Origin of the sequence: Desulfovibrio sp. 86, assembly GCF_902702915.1 — a bacterium.
GTDB lineage: Bacteria > Desulfobacterota > Desulfovibrionia > Desulfovibrionales > Desulfovibrionaceae > Desulfovibrio.
In genome coordinates, this window is the sequence record NZ_LR738849.1 from 2,489,026 (window position 1) to 2,504,389 (window position 15,364).

A 15,364-nucleotide genomic window follows, 5' to 3' on the forward strand; every position below is an offset into this window, starting at 1 on the left:
TGAGCAGTTCAGCGGAGATGGCTTTAACGATTTTCTGCAAAAACAGACCAGCCCGAGGCTTGGATGCGTATATCTGTTGATAATCGCCACAGAATAGTACTGTTGCTCTTTGTTATCCTTGACCATCTGGTATGGCTGTATGCCGGGCATTGGGAACAGGCATCTTTTGCTTATGTGGTCATGACGGAATGTATACGCATTTTTGTGGGTATGGCCCTTGTGGCAAGTTTTTTTGATAAAAAGATTCTGGAGCCTAGTGTCAATATCGTACTGGCATATTGTGTGATCATGATGCTGCTCAATATTTTTGGAAGTACGGATAAAGTGAGACCTTCCGATGTGCCCGGTACTATGGACAATATTTTTTGGTTCAAAAAAGACCGCCTTGTTTCTATTGATCACGGATTTTTGGCTGTAGTTTTTTATTTATATTTTATATTGAGTACATATTTTTTCTCTGGAAAATATATTGACCCAGAAATTATTGTAAAAAATAAATAAATCCTGTAAAAATGTTATTTATTCTTTCTATAGGTATATGTTAAAGATGTAGTTATTGTTATTGGGATGCTCATGGGCGGTGCATCTGTGGTAGAATGTGCATTTGTTGAGTTCTAATGCGTTCCGCCAAATGGTTTTGACGATTTTTTGTAAAGACAGGCCGCCTGAGGTTATTGACTATGCGTATATCTGTTGATAATCGCCACAGAATCGTACTACTTGCCTTTATTATTGTTGACCACTTTATATGGCTGTACGGCGGGCATTGGGAACAGGCATCTTTTGCTTATGTGGTCATGACGGAATGTATACGAATTTTTGTGGGCATTGCCCTTGTGGTAAGCTTTTTTTACAAGAAAATTTTGGAGATAGCTGTTAACTTTATATTGTCATATTGCGCAATTATGATGTTGCTCAATTTTATTGGTGGTACGGATAAAACGAATTTTTCCGAAGTGCCCGGCTCGGTGGACAATGTTTTTTGGTTCAAAAAAGACCGCCTTGTTCCTATTGATCACGGATTTCTTGCGGCAGTAGTTTATTTATACTTTATATTAAGTGCATATTTCTTTTCTGGAAAGTATTTTAATAAAAACACTATGATAAAAACCAAGCCATAGCTGGGTTACCGCTATGGCTTGGTTTTTATGTTCAATCATATTATCTTATTTATCTACTCTTTTTGCCATTGGTGGTTGCTTCTTTGAGTAATTCAACACCGTATTTTATTGTGGCTAGCTGCGGATCAAAAAGATTTCTAAAGCCACTTGATAATGGCTCCGCTCCAGATTTCACAAGTCCCTGTAGCAGCTTAATGTTTTTTGTTTTTTCTGGATGTCCATACGGGTAAGACCACCACGGGCGCAAAGCATCAAGTATCCCGCCGGAGCCGCCGCCAGCGTCCGTAGCCGTGTTCCGGGCGGCCTCAGCAACCAGCGTTCCCCTGGCAAAAGCCTCTGACGCGCGCCAGCCGTCTGTTCCTGCAAAAAATCCACCACCACGTCCACCACCCATTACGCGGCCTCCTTGCGAGCAGAAAATGCGTAGTATGGTATTTCAATCAATTCTGGCCCGTTATTACGGTAAGGCCCAAAAATATCGTCCGGCATCCGGCTGTAGTTGACGATGGTTTGCGGCTGGAGCCTTTCAATCATAAGGGCCAGACCCAGTTTGAAATATTCTCTGTCCAGTTTGTTGCGCAGCAGGCCATTGGTGCTGACGGCCACGGTTCCCCCTTTTCAAGAGCCGTAAAACCCGAACAAAAATTTTAGGGGGTGGGGGCGTGGGGGAGGAGACCCTTTTTCAAAAGGGTCCCTCCCCCACAAAAGCATTTCCTCCCCCCCCACGTGCTCAGGGCAACAGCGGACCGCGCGTGCCAAGGGTGTAGAAGTTGCGGCCCATGCGGGAAGCGCCGTTGAGCAGGGTGGTGGTCAGGCCCAGATAGTCGGTCTGCGCGTGATTGCCGAAATTTTCGGCGTTCAGGGCGGCCCCTGTGGACTGGTTGCGCAGGTTCCAGGCGCGCACCTGCTGGTTATACGCGGCGGCATTGCCTTGCTGCTCCTGGGCCAGGGCGTCCAGTTCGCCTTTTTCCGTGGCATCAAGGTTCAGATCCAGCTGGCTTCCCGCGTCAACCTGCGCGCCGGACGTTGACGCCTCCGCTCTTTGCCCGCCGATGATGCGGGCGGCCTCCTGCCGTTTTTTTACCGCAGCTTCATACCCGGCCTGTTTTTCCTGCCGGGCGGCATCATCCGCCAGAGTGGCGCTCTGTTCCGCCTGCTGCGCGCTGCGTTCAGCCAGCTTGGACTGGTATTCAGCCTGCTGGCGGCGGCTTTCAGCCTGCTGGATGGAACTGACCGTGCCCACGGCGGCTCCGGCCAGAGCCACGGCTGCGCTTATGGCAGCGGCTGTACTGGTTGCAATGGCCATCAGCAAAGCTCCTTGTGCCAGATGGTTTCGGTGTGGTGCGCGCCCAGGCGGCGGTAGAGGGCGTCACAGGGGCGCGAGGCGGGGGAACTGTACTGCACAAGACCCGCGCCGCGTTGCCGGAGTTCCGCCTCGGCATGGCGCAGCAGGCCAAGGGCCGTGAAGCCGCCACGCGCCAGCGGGGCCAGATACAGACCGTCCAGAGCCGCCAGCAGCATGCCCTGACGGTGCGGGCAGGGCACAAGGGTAAAGGCCGCATAGCCTGCCAGAGCGCCATCGGGCGCGCGGGCCGCGCTGACGTGCAGCATGCCCAGGTCTTCAAGGCGGGCGTAGCGTGCCGCGTCCAGGCCATAGGCCGCGTTTCCGTGCAGTGGGGCCTCCACTTCGCTCCAGTGCGCGGCGGTGAGGGGCCGGGCCTCGGCCTCCAGTTGGGTGAAGGGTTCGGTGGCAAATGCCAGCATGGTGTTCTCCTTTGTTGATTCAGGGAGATGCCGTAAACAGGCGGATATGGGCAGATTGATTGTGTGGTTTTTCGATGGCGGAAGGCGTGGTTTCTGACAACCGCGCAAGTCAGGGGAGGCGTGACGGCTGCTTCAGGAAAAGCTCACTTCCAGCACCAGTGAAAGCAGCCGGAGGGGCAGGGGCCTGTCCTGGATCAGCCAGAGGTTGTCTGAGGCGGCCCAGGCGCCGCCGGGGGCAAAGGACACGTCTCCGGAATAGGGCAATACCGCCAGTCCCCAGTATTCCGGCAAAAAGGGCAGGTCGTAGAGTTCCTCTCTGCTGGGGCCGTATTTGCCGCCAACGCTGCGATACAGGCGGGCGGTGCACGTGCCGTGGGCGCGCTGGCGGCCGAGCGTTGTGCCGGATGGGGCCTCCAGTTCTATGGGCAGGGTGGCGAGGGTTGAAACATAGGGCAGGCCCGCCTGCACCACGCTGGCCGCATAGGGCAGTTTTATGCGGCCCTGGCGCACCACGCAGCCTTCCACCGGGCTGCCGTCCGCCAGAATGGCCAGCTCGCACCCTTCAAGATGATTGAGGCCGTCCAGACTGGCTTCGGGCTGCTGCGGGCGCAGGGTCAGGCCGCAGTCCACAAAAAAGGCTTCCTCAATGGCTTCGTGATCCTGCCACTGCGGGGCGAGGCGTTCGAGAAAGATGCGCTTTTGTCCGTTTATCCGGCGTTCCACCACCAGCATGATGGTATCGCCCTTTTCGCCGGAGATGGCGGCCACCGAAAGCACCCGTCCGGCGGTGACCTGCCGCGACCAGCCCCAGATGTCGTGCTCCTTCATATAGGTGAAGGCCAGCAGCAGGCCGTCGTCGCGCAGGCACCAGATGGTGGAGCCGGGCGTCTGCTGATAGGCCCATTGCAAAATGGTGTGTCCTTCAAAAAGGTGCGGGGCCATGATGGATAGGTCGTTGCCCGCGTAGCCGTCTTTTTCCAGCGAATAGAAGAGGTCGCGCACGCGTGCGCCGTGGCGCTGCACATGCAGGATGGAGTTGCCGATGATTATGGGCGCGAGGCCCGCGCTGCCCCAGTAACTTTGGGCCGTAATGCTGATGTTGCCCGGCGTGATGGCCGTGCCGTCGCCCCCGGTGGCCTTGTATTCGCTGCCCGAGGTGCCCAGCAGCAGATCGCCGAAGCTGGCGGCCCAGGTGACGGCGTCAATGGCCCCGGAGGCAATGAGGTATTCCACGGGGTCATCGTTCTGCAAGGGGCGGGATTTGCGAAAGTTCTCAAAATCGCCCACGCGCGACATATAGAAGGCCTGCGGATTTTTGGGCGTGGCCGCCAGCACCATGCGCTGCTGGTGAAAGGTCACCACGCCGGGATAATTGCCGTCGGCAAAGGGGTTCCAGTCTTCTTTCGGGGTGTCGGAGGTATTGGCCTCATAGTTCTGATCGCTGAAGCTGAGGCCAGCGGAAACGCCGATAAAGCCAAAATAGCCCGCCTCTTCCCTGTAGATATTGTATTCCACCGCGTCCGCAACGGCGGGCCAGGATATGGACGCGCTGTTGCCCTGCACCCAGTCGGACGGATGGCGGCCCGTGGCGCATTGCCCGGCGGGCGAGGCAAGGGATTCGCGCCCCTTGGCGTCCACGGCCGCCACCTTGTAGCGCAGGGTATAGCTGCCCGCCGTGCCGGAAAATGTCACCGAGGGCGTGGACGGCGGCTTGAGGGACGTGTTGAGCGCCACTGCCTCCAGATGCCAGGCGTACGCGGCATGCCCGCCAGTGGAACCTGAACTCCCGGAGCCAGAGCCCGAGCCAGAGCCGCTGTCCGCATCCCGGCGCACCACCTTGTGCAGGGGGTGATTGCTGTGGGCGAGGTACACGATGTCCCCCACCTGTGCGTAGGAGATGTCCAGCAGTTCACCGGGGCTGTAGGGCGTAGCGATGGAGGTAATGTCCTCAAGCCCCCGCTCGCTGGCGATGCGCAGGCTGTGGTCGCCCAGAACCAGCACGAAATTCTGGCTGGCCTGGGCGCTGAAGCTGAAGGGGATAAGCACGGAATACCCGCCAAGGTCAGCCAAAAAGCGGGTGCCGGGCCGGCGGGCCGCGTCGCCGTGCAGGCCGGGGAGCATGTTTTCCATGCAGGATACGCAGTTGCGGTACCGCGCCAGATCGTAACGCGCTGAAAGGGTGGGCGCTATTTCGCCCCCCGTGAAGTTTTGCAGGGCTGTGCGCATGGCGTGCTCCGGTTATAGTTGCGGAATGGCGGGCCACGGCGTTTCATGCCCGCCTCCGTCAAAAGGCGCGCCTTCCTGCGCGGGCAGGTCACGCAGCGCCTGACGGTAGGCTTTGACCTTTGCCAGGTTTTCCGAGCTGATGGGATAGTCTGCCAGCAGATACTTGTCTGTGTCGGCAAGGCGGGCGTCACGCTTTGTGCGCAGCCGCGAGATTCTGGCGGCGGCGCTGTTATATTCTGCAAGGCGCGCCGCTTCGGCTTCGGCTGCTTCGGCTGCGCGGGCGGCTTCCCATTCTTCGACAGTGATATAGCTAGCAGGCTTCTCGTCCCATATTTCGGGGTTGCCATCTGGCGAGTAAAAAGTAGTCATAGTATCCCCCTATACGGGCACGATTTTGATTTTTATGCAGCCCTGACGACCTGCGGAACCGCCGCTACCCGGGTAACTGCCTGCCGCCCAGCCTGCTGTCCCCCCGGCCCCGCCAGAGCCGCCATTGCCGTAGTAGCCGTCATAGGAGGTCGCTCCACTGCCGCCACTGCCGCCGCCCCAGTAAGTATAGGCAGACCCAGCGCCAGCCGCACTGCCGTAGGATGTTCCGCCCGCACCGCCATAACCACCCCTAAGCTCCTCACCAGACCAACCGGTGGCGGGTTCACCATTTCCACCGCCGCCACCGCCACGCGCAGTAAGCAGTCCTCCAAAAGAGGATGCACCACTTACTCCGCCAACAGTAAGTACATACGATGCGTTTTTTGTCAGGGTTTGCGTAATTTGTGTACGCTCGCCAGCACCTCCGCCACCGCCACCGCCGCCGTGCAATTCCCATGTACGGTCTTCATTGTAGCCGCTTACCCCCTTTCCCCCGGCACCCCCGTTGCCGCCTCCACCAACAGCCGTTATTTGATAACGGCCCGTTTCTGGTACAACCCATGTACGAGAGGAAGTAATAACCTGTTCACCTATAATGCCAACCAGTCTGTCGAATGCCGTTTTTACTCCCTTGGGGGAAATGGAGATGCCGCTTGTAGCATCGGCGTTCTGCTCAAAGTCATCGACCAGCTTGACGTGCCCGAAAAACTGACTGTCGCCCTTGCCGTATTTTTCTCCGCTTTCATTCAAGTGGGCAGCAAGCGAAAGCGTACCGGGGGCGGGTAAGCCTTGTCCCTCTTCAGTAGGGCCTGAGACATCAAGACCAGCTCCAACAATGACCGTTCCAGCACCATATTTTGTCGCTAGCTTAATCTCCGGCGGCGGGGGAACAGAAATTATTCCCCCTTCCGTCACGGCAATACCTTCGCCGATTTTAACAAAGCCAAGTTTATCAGATGTGGCGGGGCCGACATTGGCCAAATTTTGCGCATGGTTGGCTTCCATTTGGGCGCGGTCGGCCTCTGATTGCGCTCTGTCCGCCTCGCTTGAGGCCCTGTTGAGTTCTGCGGCAACGGCCTGCCGCGCATCGTCTGCCGCCGCCCCGGCCGCCGCTTGTGCGACGTTGGCCGCGCCCTGCGCCCTGTCAGCCTGCGCCGTTGCGGCAATAACCGCTGTTGCCGCCGCTGCCGCAACGGCAGCCGAGGCCCCCGCCGCGCTGGCCGCTGCCTGCGCGGCGCTTTGTCCTGCCGCTGTCTTGGCTGCATGGGCGGCGCTGCTGGCGCTTTGCGCGTCGTCACGGGCGGCGTACACTTCAAGCACCATATCCTGCGGCGATTTGTCGCTGGTGGCGGGCAGGATGACGGCCCGGCGCATCATCTCCAGCGTCTGCTGACGTTCCGCCGTGGCCTGATCCAGAGCGTCTTCAATGACCTGCGGGTCAAAGCGGGAGGCGCTGACAAGGTTCACCTCCTGCGTAAAGGGCATATTGCGGGTGACGGCCAGCTTCCAGCCAGCGGGAAGGGGCGCGGCCTCATGCAGGTAGACAATTTCGCCGCCGGACGCGCCGATATCAGCTGTCCATCCAGAGGCTTCAGTGGTCGCGCCGTCAGGGGAAGTGAGCGTGACCACAAGCTGTGACGCATCCCACACCTTGAAGCTGAAGGGAAAGCGCGTGGCCGCGTCATTACCTTCATAGACGGCCCGGCTGGGACTATAGGGCATGGTCATAAATATATCCTCGCTGTTATGTGTGCGGCCCGCTGGAGCAGCTTACAAATGAAATGGGTTGGCTGCTCTAGCGGGTGGCAAGCCAGGAATCCTCCGCCGGTTTTTCGCTGCGCTCCGAGGCCGCCGCCTCGCGCGCCGGAGGAAGGCTGGCTGTGTAAAGCTGTTCCAGTTCGGCGGCTTTTTGCCCATTGCCCTTGAGCAGGGGCACGGCCACAAGGGCCGCCAGTTTGCGGGCCAGCATATGAGCGAAAAGATCGTCAAACAGACGGCTGTTGCGCACGTCTTCAGTGTACAGAAGCAGGGCGCGCGAGGCGTTTGTCAAAAGCAGGGAGGCGTCGCCCGCCGTATTCAGGGCAAGGCAGAAGGGCCTGTCCGAGATGCCCTCGTGCCGCACCGCGTGCACCTTGAGGCAGTTTTCAGGCAGGGCGTAGGCAAAGCGGTATTCCGGCCCGTAGCCCTGCGGCAGGGCCTGCAAGGCCAGCCATGCCCTGCGCTGGGCAAAGCTCCAGGGAAAATCGCGCAATACCTGACGCCGGGCAGAATCCCAATACAAACGGCACTGCAGAACTTCGGGCGTGCTTTCACGCTCGGAAGCCACGCTGCGCGCGCCCAGAAAACCAAGAGCGCGGTTCCAGATGTCAATCTGGCTGATGGTCATGTCGCCTCCTGTGGGTGAAGAATGAAAAAAGCCTCCGGCGGCCAGGCCAGCCGGAGGCGTGGGATGTTGTTGTCACTATGGGATGTTTTTGTGGGGGAGGGACCCTTTTGAAAAAGGGTCTCCTCCCCCACGCCCCCACCCCCTAAAACTTTTATTGTATTTTAGTATGGCATGAGAGCATTTCAATGCTGATGGGGCAGAGGCAGCGTCTTTACAACATTACACCACCGTGGAGGAGGCCAGCCCCTAGCCAGCCATAAGCGCCTTTTCATATGGCAGATCTTCCTCGCGCAGCAGAGCGGCGAAGATGCTGCCCTGAGTGACGCTCTTGCCGCTCACGGGCGTGAGCGTGAACGTCAGGCGCAGCCAGCCCTTGCGCACCCCCTGCGGCAAAAAGCGGTGATAGGGACGGGCTCCGGCGGCCAGGGCCGGGTTTTCCGACGAATGGGACACGCTAACCGTGGCTCCGGCCACGCTTGTCCAGGGGCCGCTGGCGGTATCGGCCTCTTCAAGCCCGATGGTCAGGGACTGCACCTCTTCGGGTTTGAAACCCTGCGTAACGGACAGTCGTAAGGGCATGGGCTCCATACGGCCCGGCAGCTTGAGGGCGTTGAGGGCCACGGCGGGCCCGGTGGCGCTGGCGGTGAGGGGGCCTTCAAACAGAATGGAATTGCGGTCAATAATAGCCATGGTGGCTCCTTGTTTGCTTATGGCGTGGCGGTTGAAGTGTGGTGATTGTCCGTGGTGATGGCAGCGCGGCGATTGCCCGTGCTGATTGTCCGTGCTGATTCCCCGTGCCAATTGATGCGTGGTGATTGTCGCGTGCGGATGCGCAGGAGCTTCAGCGGCCCTGTCCGCAATCATATGCCATACGGGATACTTCGTTAGTGCGGGGTTTTCTTCACCGTCATAAATCTGGTTACACAACGCTTTCGCTGGCCAGCACGGCGTCGCACTGGCGCACGGGGCGGCCATGCAGCACGGGAACAGCCTTGGAGTCAAAGAATTCGCCGTACTGCAACTGGACGTTGCCAGCGTCGGAATTTTGTAGTTCCAGCGCCGTGAGCACATCGGAATTGGCGTACCACACGGCTTTCTGGCGCAGGTGCTGGGGCATGCGGTTTTTGGCCTCGATGGTCAGCTTTTGCAGGTCCACAAAACCGCTCTGTCCCTTGCGTTTGCCAAGGGTGGACAGGGGCAGGTTGGCCACGCGCACCACGGCGCGCCAGTCGCGCACGGCCAGGCCGCAGCGCCAGTTGTACTTGTCGCCCACCACCTGATACTTGCGGCCGTCGGGGTCCTGGGCCATGTAAGTGTTGAGGTCTTCGTGCGAAAGACCGCCGGTGCTGCCCTTGGGGTAGATGCCATGCACGGCCTGCGCGCCCCAGGAAATGAGCCAGAGCGAGGTGCAGCCGCCCTCGTCACGGCCGCCCGCGTCCAGCACGTTTTTGGCGTCCTGCGCGGGATAGCGCATGGACAGGCCGTTGAATTCGTCGGGGTTGAGGTTGCTGTTGCCGTAAAAAAGCGTGGCGGCCACTTTCTGGCGCATGGCCTCGGCAAAGGACACGCCCTCGCTCATGCGAAATGCCTTGTCGCGGCTGCCGTAGAGGCGCAGCTCTTCCACGTCCAGCTCCATGATGGCCTCAAGAATGCCGCAGCCCTCCTTGACCTGCCCCCATTGGGACTTGGAGGGCGGCGTGCCCTGATAGAGCCTGCGCCAGTAGACTTCGGGCAGACCCGTGCGGATGCGGGTGAGGTGCCCGTCGCTCTGGTTGGATTCCATCCAGAGCACGTCGTCCATAATGTCATTGGTCTTGTTCATCAGTTCGATGATCTGACCGGCCTTGTCGCCACGGTAAAACTGTTCCATTTCCGCCAGAGAAACCACAAGACCCGCAGAGTTGGACATGATTGCCTCGAATGTAGAAAGGTGAATGGACATTTACGGAAACGCTGATTTATTCCGTTTGGCGGCGTTGCTTCGCTTTTTTTGAAACAGTCGAGGACGGAAGAGTCCACTCCTGCTTCAAAAAAAGATCGCGCCTTGCCAAACGCAATAACTGCGCGTTTCCAGGAGTCTCTTTAATCAGTGCTCCCTTAAGAAGGGAGGCAGCCCCACTGGAAACCGTGGTGGAGCGTCTGCTGAAGCCGCGAGCGTGCAGTAAAAAGATTTCTGCCCGGAGCAGGATTTGGATGTTGTTTGCCCGTCCAGTGACCGAACCGCCCATGGCGGGCTGATGACAGGCGGGAAAAACCTGTGCAACAGCAGTAAGTTCCGGAGGGGGCGGGCTACTTGCGCGAGCTCCAGCCCGCATACATGCGCTCTTCAAGCGGGGGCATGCCGCCGCCCGGCTCGCCGCGCACCAGGCTGTCTTCCATAAGCGCGTCAGCCACCCTGTTGAAAAAGCGCAATACCTCCGGGTGGTTGCCATAGCCGCTTTCTTCAAGCAGCTTGCCTATGTGCCTGCCCTGATCAAAGCGGTCCAGAGCCAGCTGGGCGCGGGCCACATTGGCGGCCATATGAACGCCGCCAAGCTGCGGGTCCTGCGCCACCTCCTCGCGCCACTGGCTGACCTGCTTTTGCCATTGCTCATGCCGGGCGGCCTCCTGCTGGCGCATGTGCTGCTCTATCTGGCGGTTAAGCAGTTCCTGCCCTGTGGCGTCATTGCCATTCTGGGCCGAATTCTGATCCGGGTTCTGGCCCTCTTTTGGGGCGGAACCATGCACCGTATTGGGGCCGGAATTGGGGCCGGAATTCTGGCCAACGGCAGAGCCTGACGCGCCGCCGGGCATCCTGCCATGGCCGCCTTGACCGCGCTGGCCGCCATACCCGCCAGAGTTTGCCGTCCCGTCAAAACCGCCCGATGCGCCGAGCCAGGTATTTGCGCCTGTCGGGCTGTTTGCCGGCGCCGCGCCGGGGGCGCTGTCCTGTGCCGATGCCGATGCGGTGGTAAAAGCGTCATACGTCATGTTCGTCCTCTCTGTTCTCAAGCAGTTTCGGCAAGTTGCCGGGGTCGGAGCGTTGCACAAGGTGCAGCAGGGTCATGCCCACATAGCGGCGGCCCTCGGCAAAGGCCAGGCGCGCGGCCTCGTGCGCGCCCGCTGCGCCGCTGTCGCCGTTGGCGAGGTTCAGGGCGCAGAAGCACTGGCACTGGTGGACAAGCCAGCGAAGGAACAGCCGCCCCTGCCGCTGGGCCATGAGGCTGTTGACGGCGTCGCGCAGTTGGCGCTCGGCCTCCTCCATCCGTTGGCGGGCTTCCCCTTCCTGCCTGTGCGCCTGTTCGTACGGGGCGAATATGTCCATCAGGGCGTCTCCTGCGGCCTGTCACGCCGAGTTTCTTCCATGCTGCGCGCGGCCGGGGCAGGGTTTGCTGCCGCCTGACCGCCAATTGCGCCAGTTTCGCCAGTTCCGCCGGTGCCGCCAATTGGGCCAGTTTCGGCAGCCCCGCAAGGCCCGCCAATGCCGTCAACTTGCGCCCGGGCCGCCCGCCCCAGCAGGGCCACAAGACCGTCAAGTACCGTGCCCTGCCTGCCTTGCGGGTCTGTGAGCGGGCTTTGGGCAAGCTGCTTCACAAGGTCCGCCCCCTGTTTCAGGGAGTCGGTCAGGGCAGCGGCGCGCAGGGCATCGGCTCTGGCGGCGCGCAGCTGCTCACGTTCCTCAAGGGAGCGGGTGAGGCTCACGGGCAGGCCGAGGCTGTCGGCGTAATTGTCGAGCAGATGATCCACGTTGAGGGTGTCCAGAGCTTCGGGCCAGGCCGAGGATGCCCTGAGGGTCAGGGCCAGATACTGATCCGCCGCGCTGACGCCCACCAGCTTTTGCGCCTGCGCCAGCAGGGAGACGAATTCCACCTTGAGGCGTCGTCCGGCCAGTTCGGGCGGGCAGGGCGGCAGCATGTCCATCTCGCGCATGCATTCAAACGTTCTGTCCATAAGCGGGATAAAGAGTTCGTCGTGCAGGCGTTCCAGCACCGGGCCGATGAGAACCAGTTTTTCTTCTTCGCGGGCGGCGATTTCGCTGGCGGTCACGCCGCTGCGGCCCTCCAGAATGAGTTTGAAAAGGTCGTTGTAGAGCCCTGATCTGATCTGGTTCTGCACGGATTCCATGGCCCGGCGGGCTGTGGACAGATCGGGGTTGACCTGCAGCAGCGGCGTCGCCGCCTGCGGGCTCTGGCCGGGGGCGCTGTCCACATAGTTGATGCCGCCGGGGGTCAGATCCAGCCCCACGGAGCGCAAGCCCGCCGACACGCTCATGGGCGGGTCCACAGCCTTGTGGATGGCCTTGAGCGTGGTGATGCCCATCTGTTGCAGCATGCGGCAGTCGGGCAGGGCGTCCATGGCGGGCGAGCGCCCGTAGACGTCATTGCCCGCCACATCCCAGCGCGGGCCGAAACCGGGAAAATGCCTGAACCCCGATTCACGCAAGGGATGTTCGCCGCCGTCGCGTCCCTCAAGCCAGTAGACCGAGGCCACGGGCATGTGCATGGCCGCGAGCATGCCGGGCTGGCAGTCCACACGCGGATACACGGCCTGGATGACGCTGCGCCTTTCGTCCGCGTTGCGGCTGGCCGCCTCGCGCAGGGATTCGGGCAGGGCGGAAAGGCCGAAGGTCTGCACGATCTGGCGCAGGGTCATGCTTGAACGGCGAAAAACCGTGTCCACCTTGCGGGCGGCGTCGCAGTCCAGCACGTATTCTCCGGCGCAGAGCGGCATAAAGCGGAAGCCCTGCGTGGGATCGGCCAGTTCAAAGGTAAAGGCCGTGCCAAAGGTCGCCAGTTCCGCATACAGCGTGTGCATGGCGTTGTAGAAGTTGCTGCGGTGAAAGACGGCGCGCATGCGCGTGGCCACTTCGTCCAGCCACGCCTGACCGGGGCGGCTGCGGGCCAGATCCGCATCGTCCAGCCCAAGGCGGAACCAGGGCCGGGCCGGGCTGGTCAGGCCGCCCTGAAGTCCGGCGGCCAGGGTGCGCATGGCCAGAATGCCCGTGGCGTCCACAAGGCCGCTGTTGAGCATGGGGCTTTCCTGATCTTCCTGCCCCTGCTGCCGCAGACGGCAGCGCGTGGGCAAAAAGTGGTCGGCCAGACTTTGCCATGCCGTGTCCCAGGGGGAACGGCGGCGCAAAAGGGCCTGATACCTGCGGGCCAGGGCAGGCACGTCCGCGCGCACCGGCGGATGATCCCGCTCGCCGTCCGCGTGTTCAGCGACGGCCCCGGACGGTGGGGGCAGTGTCGTACTGTGGGATAGCCGCAACACGACTATTGCCCCAACAGTGTTTTTTGAGCGGCGTCCGCCCGGTTGAGCGGGCTTGTGTACACCGAGGCGTTGATGCCCGCGGCCTTGCTGGCCTTGTCTTTCTGCGCCTGACGGGCGGCGGTGGCAGCCTCTGTAACAGGTTTTTGCACCTCCGGTTTGGGCGCGGGGGTAACTTCAGGAATACTGGGGGAACTGTAACCTCCACCAAAACCCATAACGGCCTCCCTGGCTGTATGTTTTGCAAGATCTCGCGGCGTGCAGAGCACCAGCACGCCGTCCACATGACATTGTTTGCGGGCGTGCCAGCAGGCTTGCGGCAGGCGGCCCATGACGCGAAAACCGCAGGCTTCGGCCAGCCGCCACGCGTGGCGGTTGGGCGCGGGGCACAGGCCCGCAATGGCGGCGCAGTCCAGATGGGCGAATGCCCAGGCCAGGCAGCCGTGCGCCATGCGTACGGCCAGCCGCGCGGCAGTGCGAAATGTGGTAAAGTCAAATTCCCACACCTTGCCCCGGCGGGGCGCGAGCAGGGCGCAGCCCAGCATGGACGCCGTGCCGGGGTCGGGACTGGCCGTCGGGCCGTCGCCGGGTTGCGCCGCAGGCCCGCTCTGTTTTTCGCCAGAATGATGCGTTGAAACAGGGACTGTTTCAAAAGCAAAATGCCCCAGGGAATCGCCGCTTTCAGCAGCGTGGCAGCAGAGCAGCAGTCCACGCCGGGGCGAGGTGATGCGCCGCCAGTCCGCCAGAGTGGGCGCGGCGAGCGCGCTCATGGCGCAGCCAAGCAGCCCCTCGGTCTGCATGCGTAAAAAGATGGCGTCCCGCTGGGCCTGGCTGACGCTTGGCGCGTAGGTAAAAAGCATCAGGAGCCTCCAAAGACATCGTAATGGGTTTTGGCGCGGCGCTGGCCGCCATGCGCGTCCTGTGGCGGACGGAATCCCGTGGCCGCGTAGCGCAGGGCGTCCGCCGCGTGGCTTGTCCAGTCGTGCAGGGGGCCGGACCCCGCCGCCTGTTGCCCTGGCCGCCATTGCCGCCTGTAGGCCCTGAGGGCCTTGACGCCTCCCGCGCAAAAAACGGCGTCAAACCAGCAGCGCGGCAGGCGGCGGCGCACGGCGTCAATACCGTCGGCCAGGCTCAGGGACGGAGCCAGGGTAAAGCGGATGCCAAGCTGGGCCGCGCTTTCCCACCGGCTTTGCCCTGTGCCCAGCTCGCGCACGCGGATATCGTGCGGGGCCAGATGCGTGCCGTAGATAAAGCCCCGCCCCGCCATGCCAGGTTGGCCGTCCAGCGGCGTTTGCCCGGCCGGGCGCGCCTTTTGGGCCAGCACGCCCGCGTAGTGGGCAAGGCCCTCGCCCGATGCTTCGTAGTAGTCTACAAAGCGCCACTGGCCCGAAGGTTCCACCTGAAAAAACCAGATGGCCGTGGCGTCGTCCATGCCGAGATCCCAGGCCGTGTGCACGGGCAGTTCCGGGGCGAAGGGCAGCGGGATGATGCGGCCCTCGCGGTCGGCGGCGTCCATCAGGGGCGCGTAATAGGCCCCGCGCACGGCGGCGGCAAAGGAACATTCAAATTCCTGCATGTATTCGGCTTCGTCCATGCTGCGCCGCGCGGCCGCCAGTTCTGTCTGGGGCAGGTAGCCTGTCAGCGAGGCCGGGAACCGGAAGCGCGACCACAGCCCTTCCGTATCGGCCCCGGCCTGCTGCCAGACATCGTAAAGCAGGTTGTCCGTGCCCTGCGGCGTGCCGCAGAACAGCGCCCGGCCCAGACGGTCTGCCAGCATGGGCCGGAAAACCTGCGTCCAGACCTGACGCGGCATGTCGGCGGGTTCGTCCAGCACAAGATCGTCCAGATACAGACCGCGCAGGGCCGGAGCGTTCTCGGTGCCGAGCAGCCGTATGCGGCCCCCGGTGGGCAAAACGCAGACAAGCTCGCTTTCCAGAAAGCGCGAACCGGGTATGGCTCCGGCAAAGCGCTTGCAGTAATCCCAGGCCACGGCCTTGGCCTGCCCCTGAAAGGGCGCGGCATAGGCCGCCCGCCAGTCTTCACGGCCAGAGACAAGCGCCTGCCGGATGAGATCATTGACCGCCGCCACTGTTTTGCCGAAGCGCCTGTGGCAGAGCAGCACGCAGAAGCGCTTGCGCTCCTCGTGAAACTGCCATTGCAGGGGGCGCGGACTGTAGGGAATGACATGCGGCATGAGCGTTGAAGCCTCCTGTGTGGTCTGGATCAGACGGGCTTTCAAAGGGTTCACATT

General features: G+C 61.2%; 18 protein-coding genes. 2 read left to right on the plus strand and 16 right to left on the minus strand.

The genetic code is table 11. The annotated features are described in order from the left end of the window. Positions 1 to 63 precede the first annotated feature (63 nt). Both DESU86_RS10140 and DESU86_RS10145 read left to right on the plus strand, forming a co-directional pair. Positions 64 to 501 (plus strand): hypothetical protein, encoded by a 438-nt coding sequence (locus DESU86_RS10140; RefSeq protein WP_179980931.1) that lies wholly within the window; start codon positions 64 to 66, stop codon positions 499 to 501. A gap of 179 nt (positions 502 to 680) precedes the next feature. Next, a complete protein-coding gene (locus tag DESU86_RS10145) occupies positions 681 to 1,121 on the plus strand; it encodes a hypothetical protein (RefSeq protein WP_179980932.1) in 441 nt (146 codons plus the stop codon). 49 nt (positions 1,122 to 1,170) lie between these two features. Here the strand turns inward: DESU86_RS10145 and DESU86_RS10150 are convergent, their stop codons facing one another. The 16 genes from DESU86_RS10150 to DESU86_RS10225 all read right to left on the minus strand — a co-directional run bounded on the left by DESU86_RS10150 (position 1,171) and on the right by DESU86_RS10225 (position 15,352). Continuing rightward, the gene (locus tag DESU86_RS10150; RefSeq protein ID WP_179980933.1) at positions 1,171 to 1,515 is read right to left on the minus strand and encodes a hypothetical protein; all 345 of its coding nucleotides are present in this window, start codon (positions 1,513 to 1,515) and stop codon (positions 1,171 to 1,173) included. After that, on the minus strand, positions 1,515 to 1,727 hold the full coding sequence (locus DESU86_RS10155; RefSeq protein ID WP_179980934.1) for a DUF4417 domain-containing protein: 213 nt from the start codon (positions 1,725 to 1,727) through the stop codon (positions 1,515 to 1,517). The genes DESU86_RS10150 and DESU86_RS10155 overlap by 1 nt, the downstream gene beginning before the upstream one ends. 124 nt (positions 1,728 to 1,851) lie before the next feature. Next, a complete protein-coding gene (locus DESU86_RS10160; RefSeq protein WP_179980935.1) occupies positions 1,852 to 2,427 on the minus strand; it encodes a hypothetical protein in 576 nt (191 codons plus the stop codon). Beyond that, the gene (locus DESU86_RS10165) at positions 2,427 to 2,885 is read right to left on the minus strand and encodes a GNAT family N-acetyltransferase (RefSeq protein ID WP_179980936.1); all 459 of its coding nucleotides are present in this window, start codon (positions 2,883 to 2,885) and stop codon (positions 2,427 to 2,429) included. The genes DESU86_RS10160 and DESU86_RS10165 overlap by 1 nt, the downstream gene beginning before the upstream one ends. A gap of 132 nt (positions 2,886 to 3,017) precedes the next feature. Continuing rightward, positions 3,018 to 5,111, minus strand: a complete 2,094-nt coding sequence (locus DESU86_RS10170) for a hypothetical protein (RefSeq protein WP_179980937.1) — start codon at positions 5,109 to 5,111, stop codon at positions 3,018 to 3,020. A 12-nt stretch (positions 5,112 to 5,123) separates the two neighbouring features. Beyond that, positions 5,124 to 5,480 carry a tail fiber assembly protein gene (locus DESU86_RS10175; RefSeq protein ID WP_179980938.1) on the minus strand — a complete coding sequence of 119 codons (357 nt, stop codon included), beginning with the start codon at positions 5,478 to 5,480 and terminating at the stop codon, positions 5,124 to 5,126. A 9-nt stretch (positions 5,481 to 5,489) separates the two neighbouring features. Then, positions 5,490 to 7,208, minus strand: coding sequence for a hypothetical protein (locus tag DESU86_RS10180; protein WP_179980939.1), 1,719 nt, complete (start codon positions 7,206 to 7,208; stop codon positions 5,490 to 5,492). 67 nt (positions 7,209 to 7,275) lie between these two features. After that, positions 7,276 to 7,866 (minus strand): hypothetical protein, encoded by a 591-nt coding sequence (locus DESU86_RS10185; protein WP_179980940.1) that lies wholly within the window; start codon positions 7,864 to 7,866, stop codon positions 7,276 to 7,278. Between the two features lie 246 nt (positions 7,867 to 8,112). Continuing rightward, positions 8,113 to 8,556, minus strand: coding sequence for a hypothetical protein (locus DESU86_RS10190; RefSeq protein WP_179980941.1), 444 nt, complete (start codon positions 8,554 to 8,556; stop codon positions 8,113 to 8,115). 229 nt (positions 8,557 to 8,785) lie between these two features. After that, a complete protein-coding gene (locus tag DESU86_RS10195; RefSeq protein WP_179980942.1) occupies positions 8,786 to 9,775 on the minus strand; it encodes a major capsid protein in 990 nt (329 codons plus the stop codon). A 49-nt stretch (positions 9,776 to 9,824) separates the two neighbouring features. Beyond that, positions 9,825 to 10,094, minus strand: coding sequence for a hypothetical protein (locus DESU86_RS10200; RefSeq protein ID WP_179980943.1), 270 nt, complete (start codon positions 10,092 to 10,094; stop codon positions 9,825 to 9,827). Positions 10,095 to 10,155: 61 nt separating this feature from the next. Next, complete coding sequence (locus DESU86_RS10205; RefSeq protein ID WP_179980944.1) at positions 10,156 to 10,836, minus strand: hypothetical protein; 681 nt, start codon at positions 10,834 to 10,836, stop codon at positions 10,156 to 10,158. Further along, on the minus strand, positions 10,826 to 11,170 hold the full coding sequence (locus DESU86_RS10210; RefSeq protein ID WP_179980945.1) for a Bbp19 family protein: 345 nt from the start codon (positions 11,168 to 11,170) through the stop codon (positions 10,826 to 10,828). The genes DESU86_RS10205 and DESU86_RS10210 overlap by 11 nt, the downstream gene beginning before the upstream one ends. Beyond that, positions 11,170 to 13,116 carry a portal protein gene (locus DESU86_RS10215; RefSeq protein ID WP_232088328.1) on the minus strand — a complete coding sequence of 649 codons (1,947 nt, stop codon included), beginning with the start codon at positions 13,114 to 13,116 and terminating at the stop codon, positions 11,170 to 11,172. The genes DESU86_RS10210 and DESU86_RS10215 overlap by 1 nt, the downstream gene beginning before the upstream one ends. Positions 13,117 to 13,118: 2 nt before the next feature. After that, entirely contained in the window at positions 13,119 to 13,973 is an 855-nt protein-coding gene (locus tag DESU86_RS10220; RefSeq protein WP_179980946.1) for a GNAT family N-acetyltransferase, read from the minus strand. Next, a complete protein-coding gene (locus DESU86_RS10225; protein WP_232088329.1) occupies positions 13,973 to 15,352 on the minus strand; it encodes a hypothetical protein in 1,380 nt (459 codons plus the stop codon). The genes DESU86_RS10220 and DESU86_RS10225 overlap by 1 nt, the downstream gene beginning before the upstream one ends. Positions 15,353 to 15,364 lie beyond the last annotated feature (12 nt).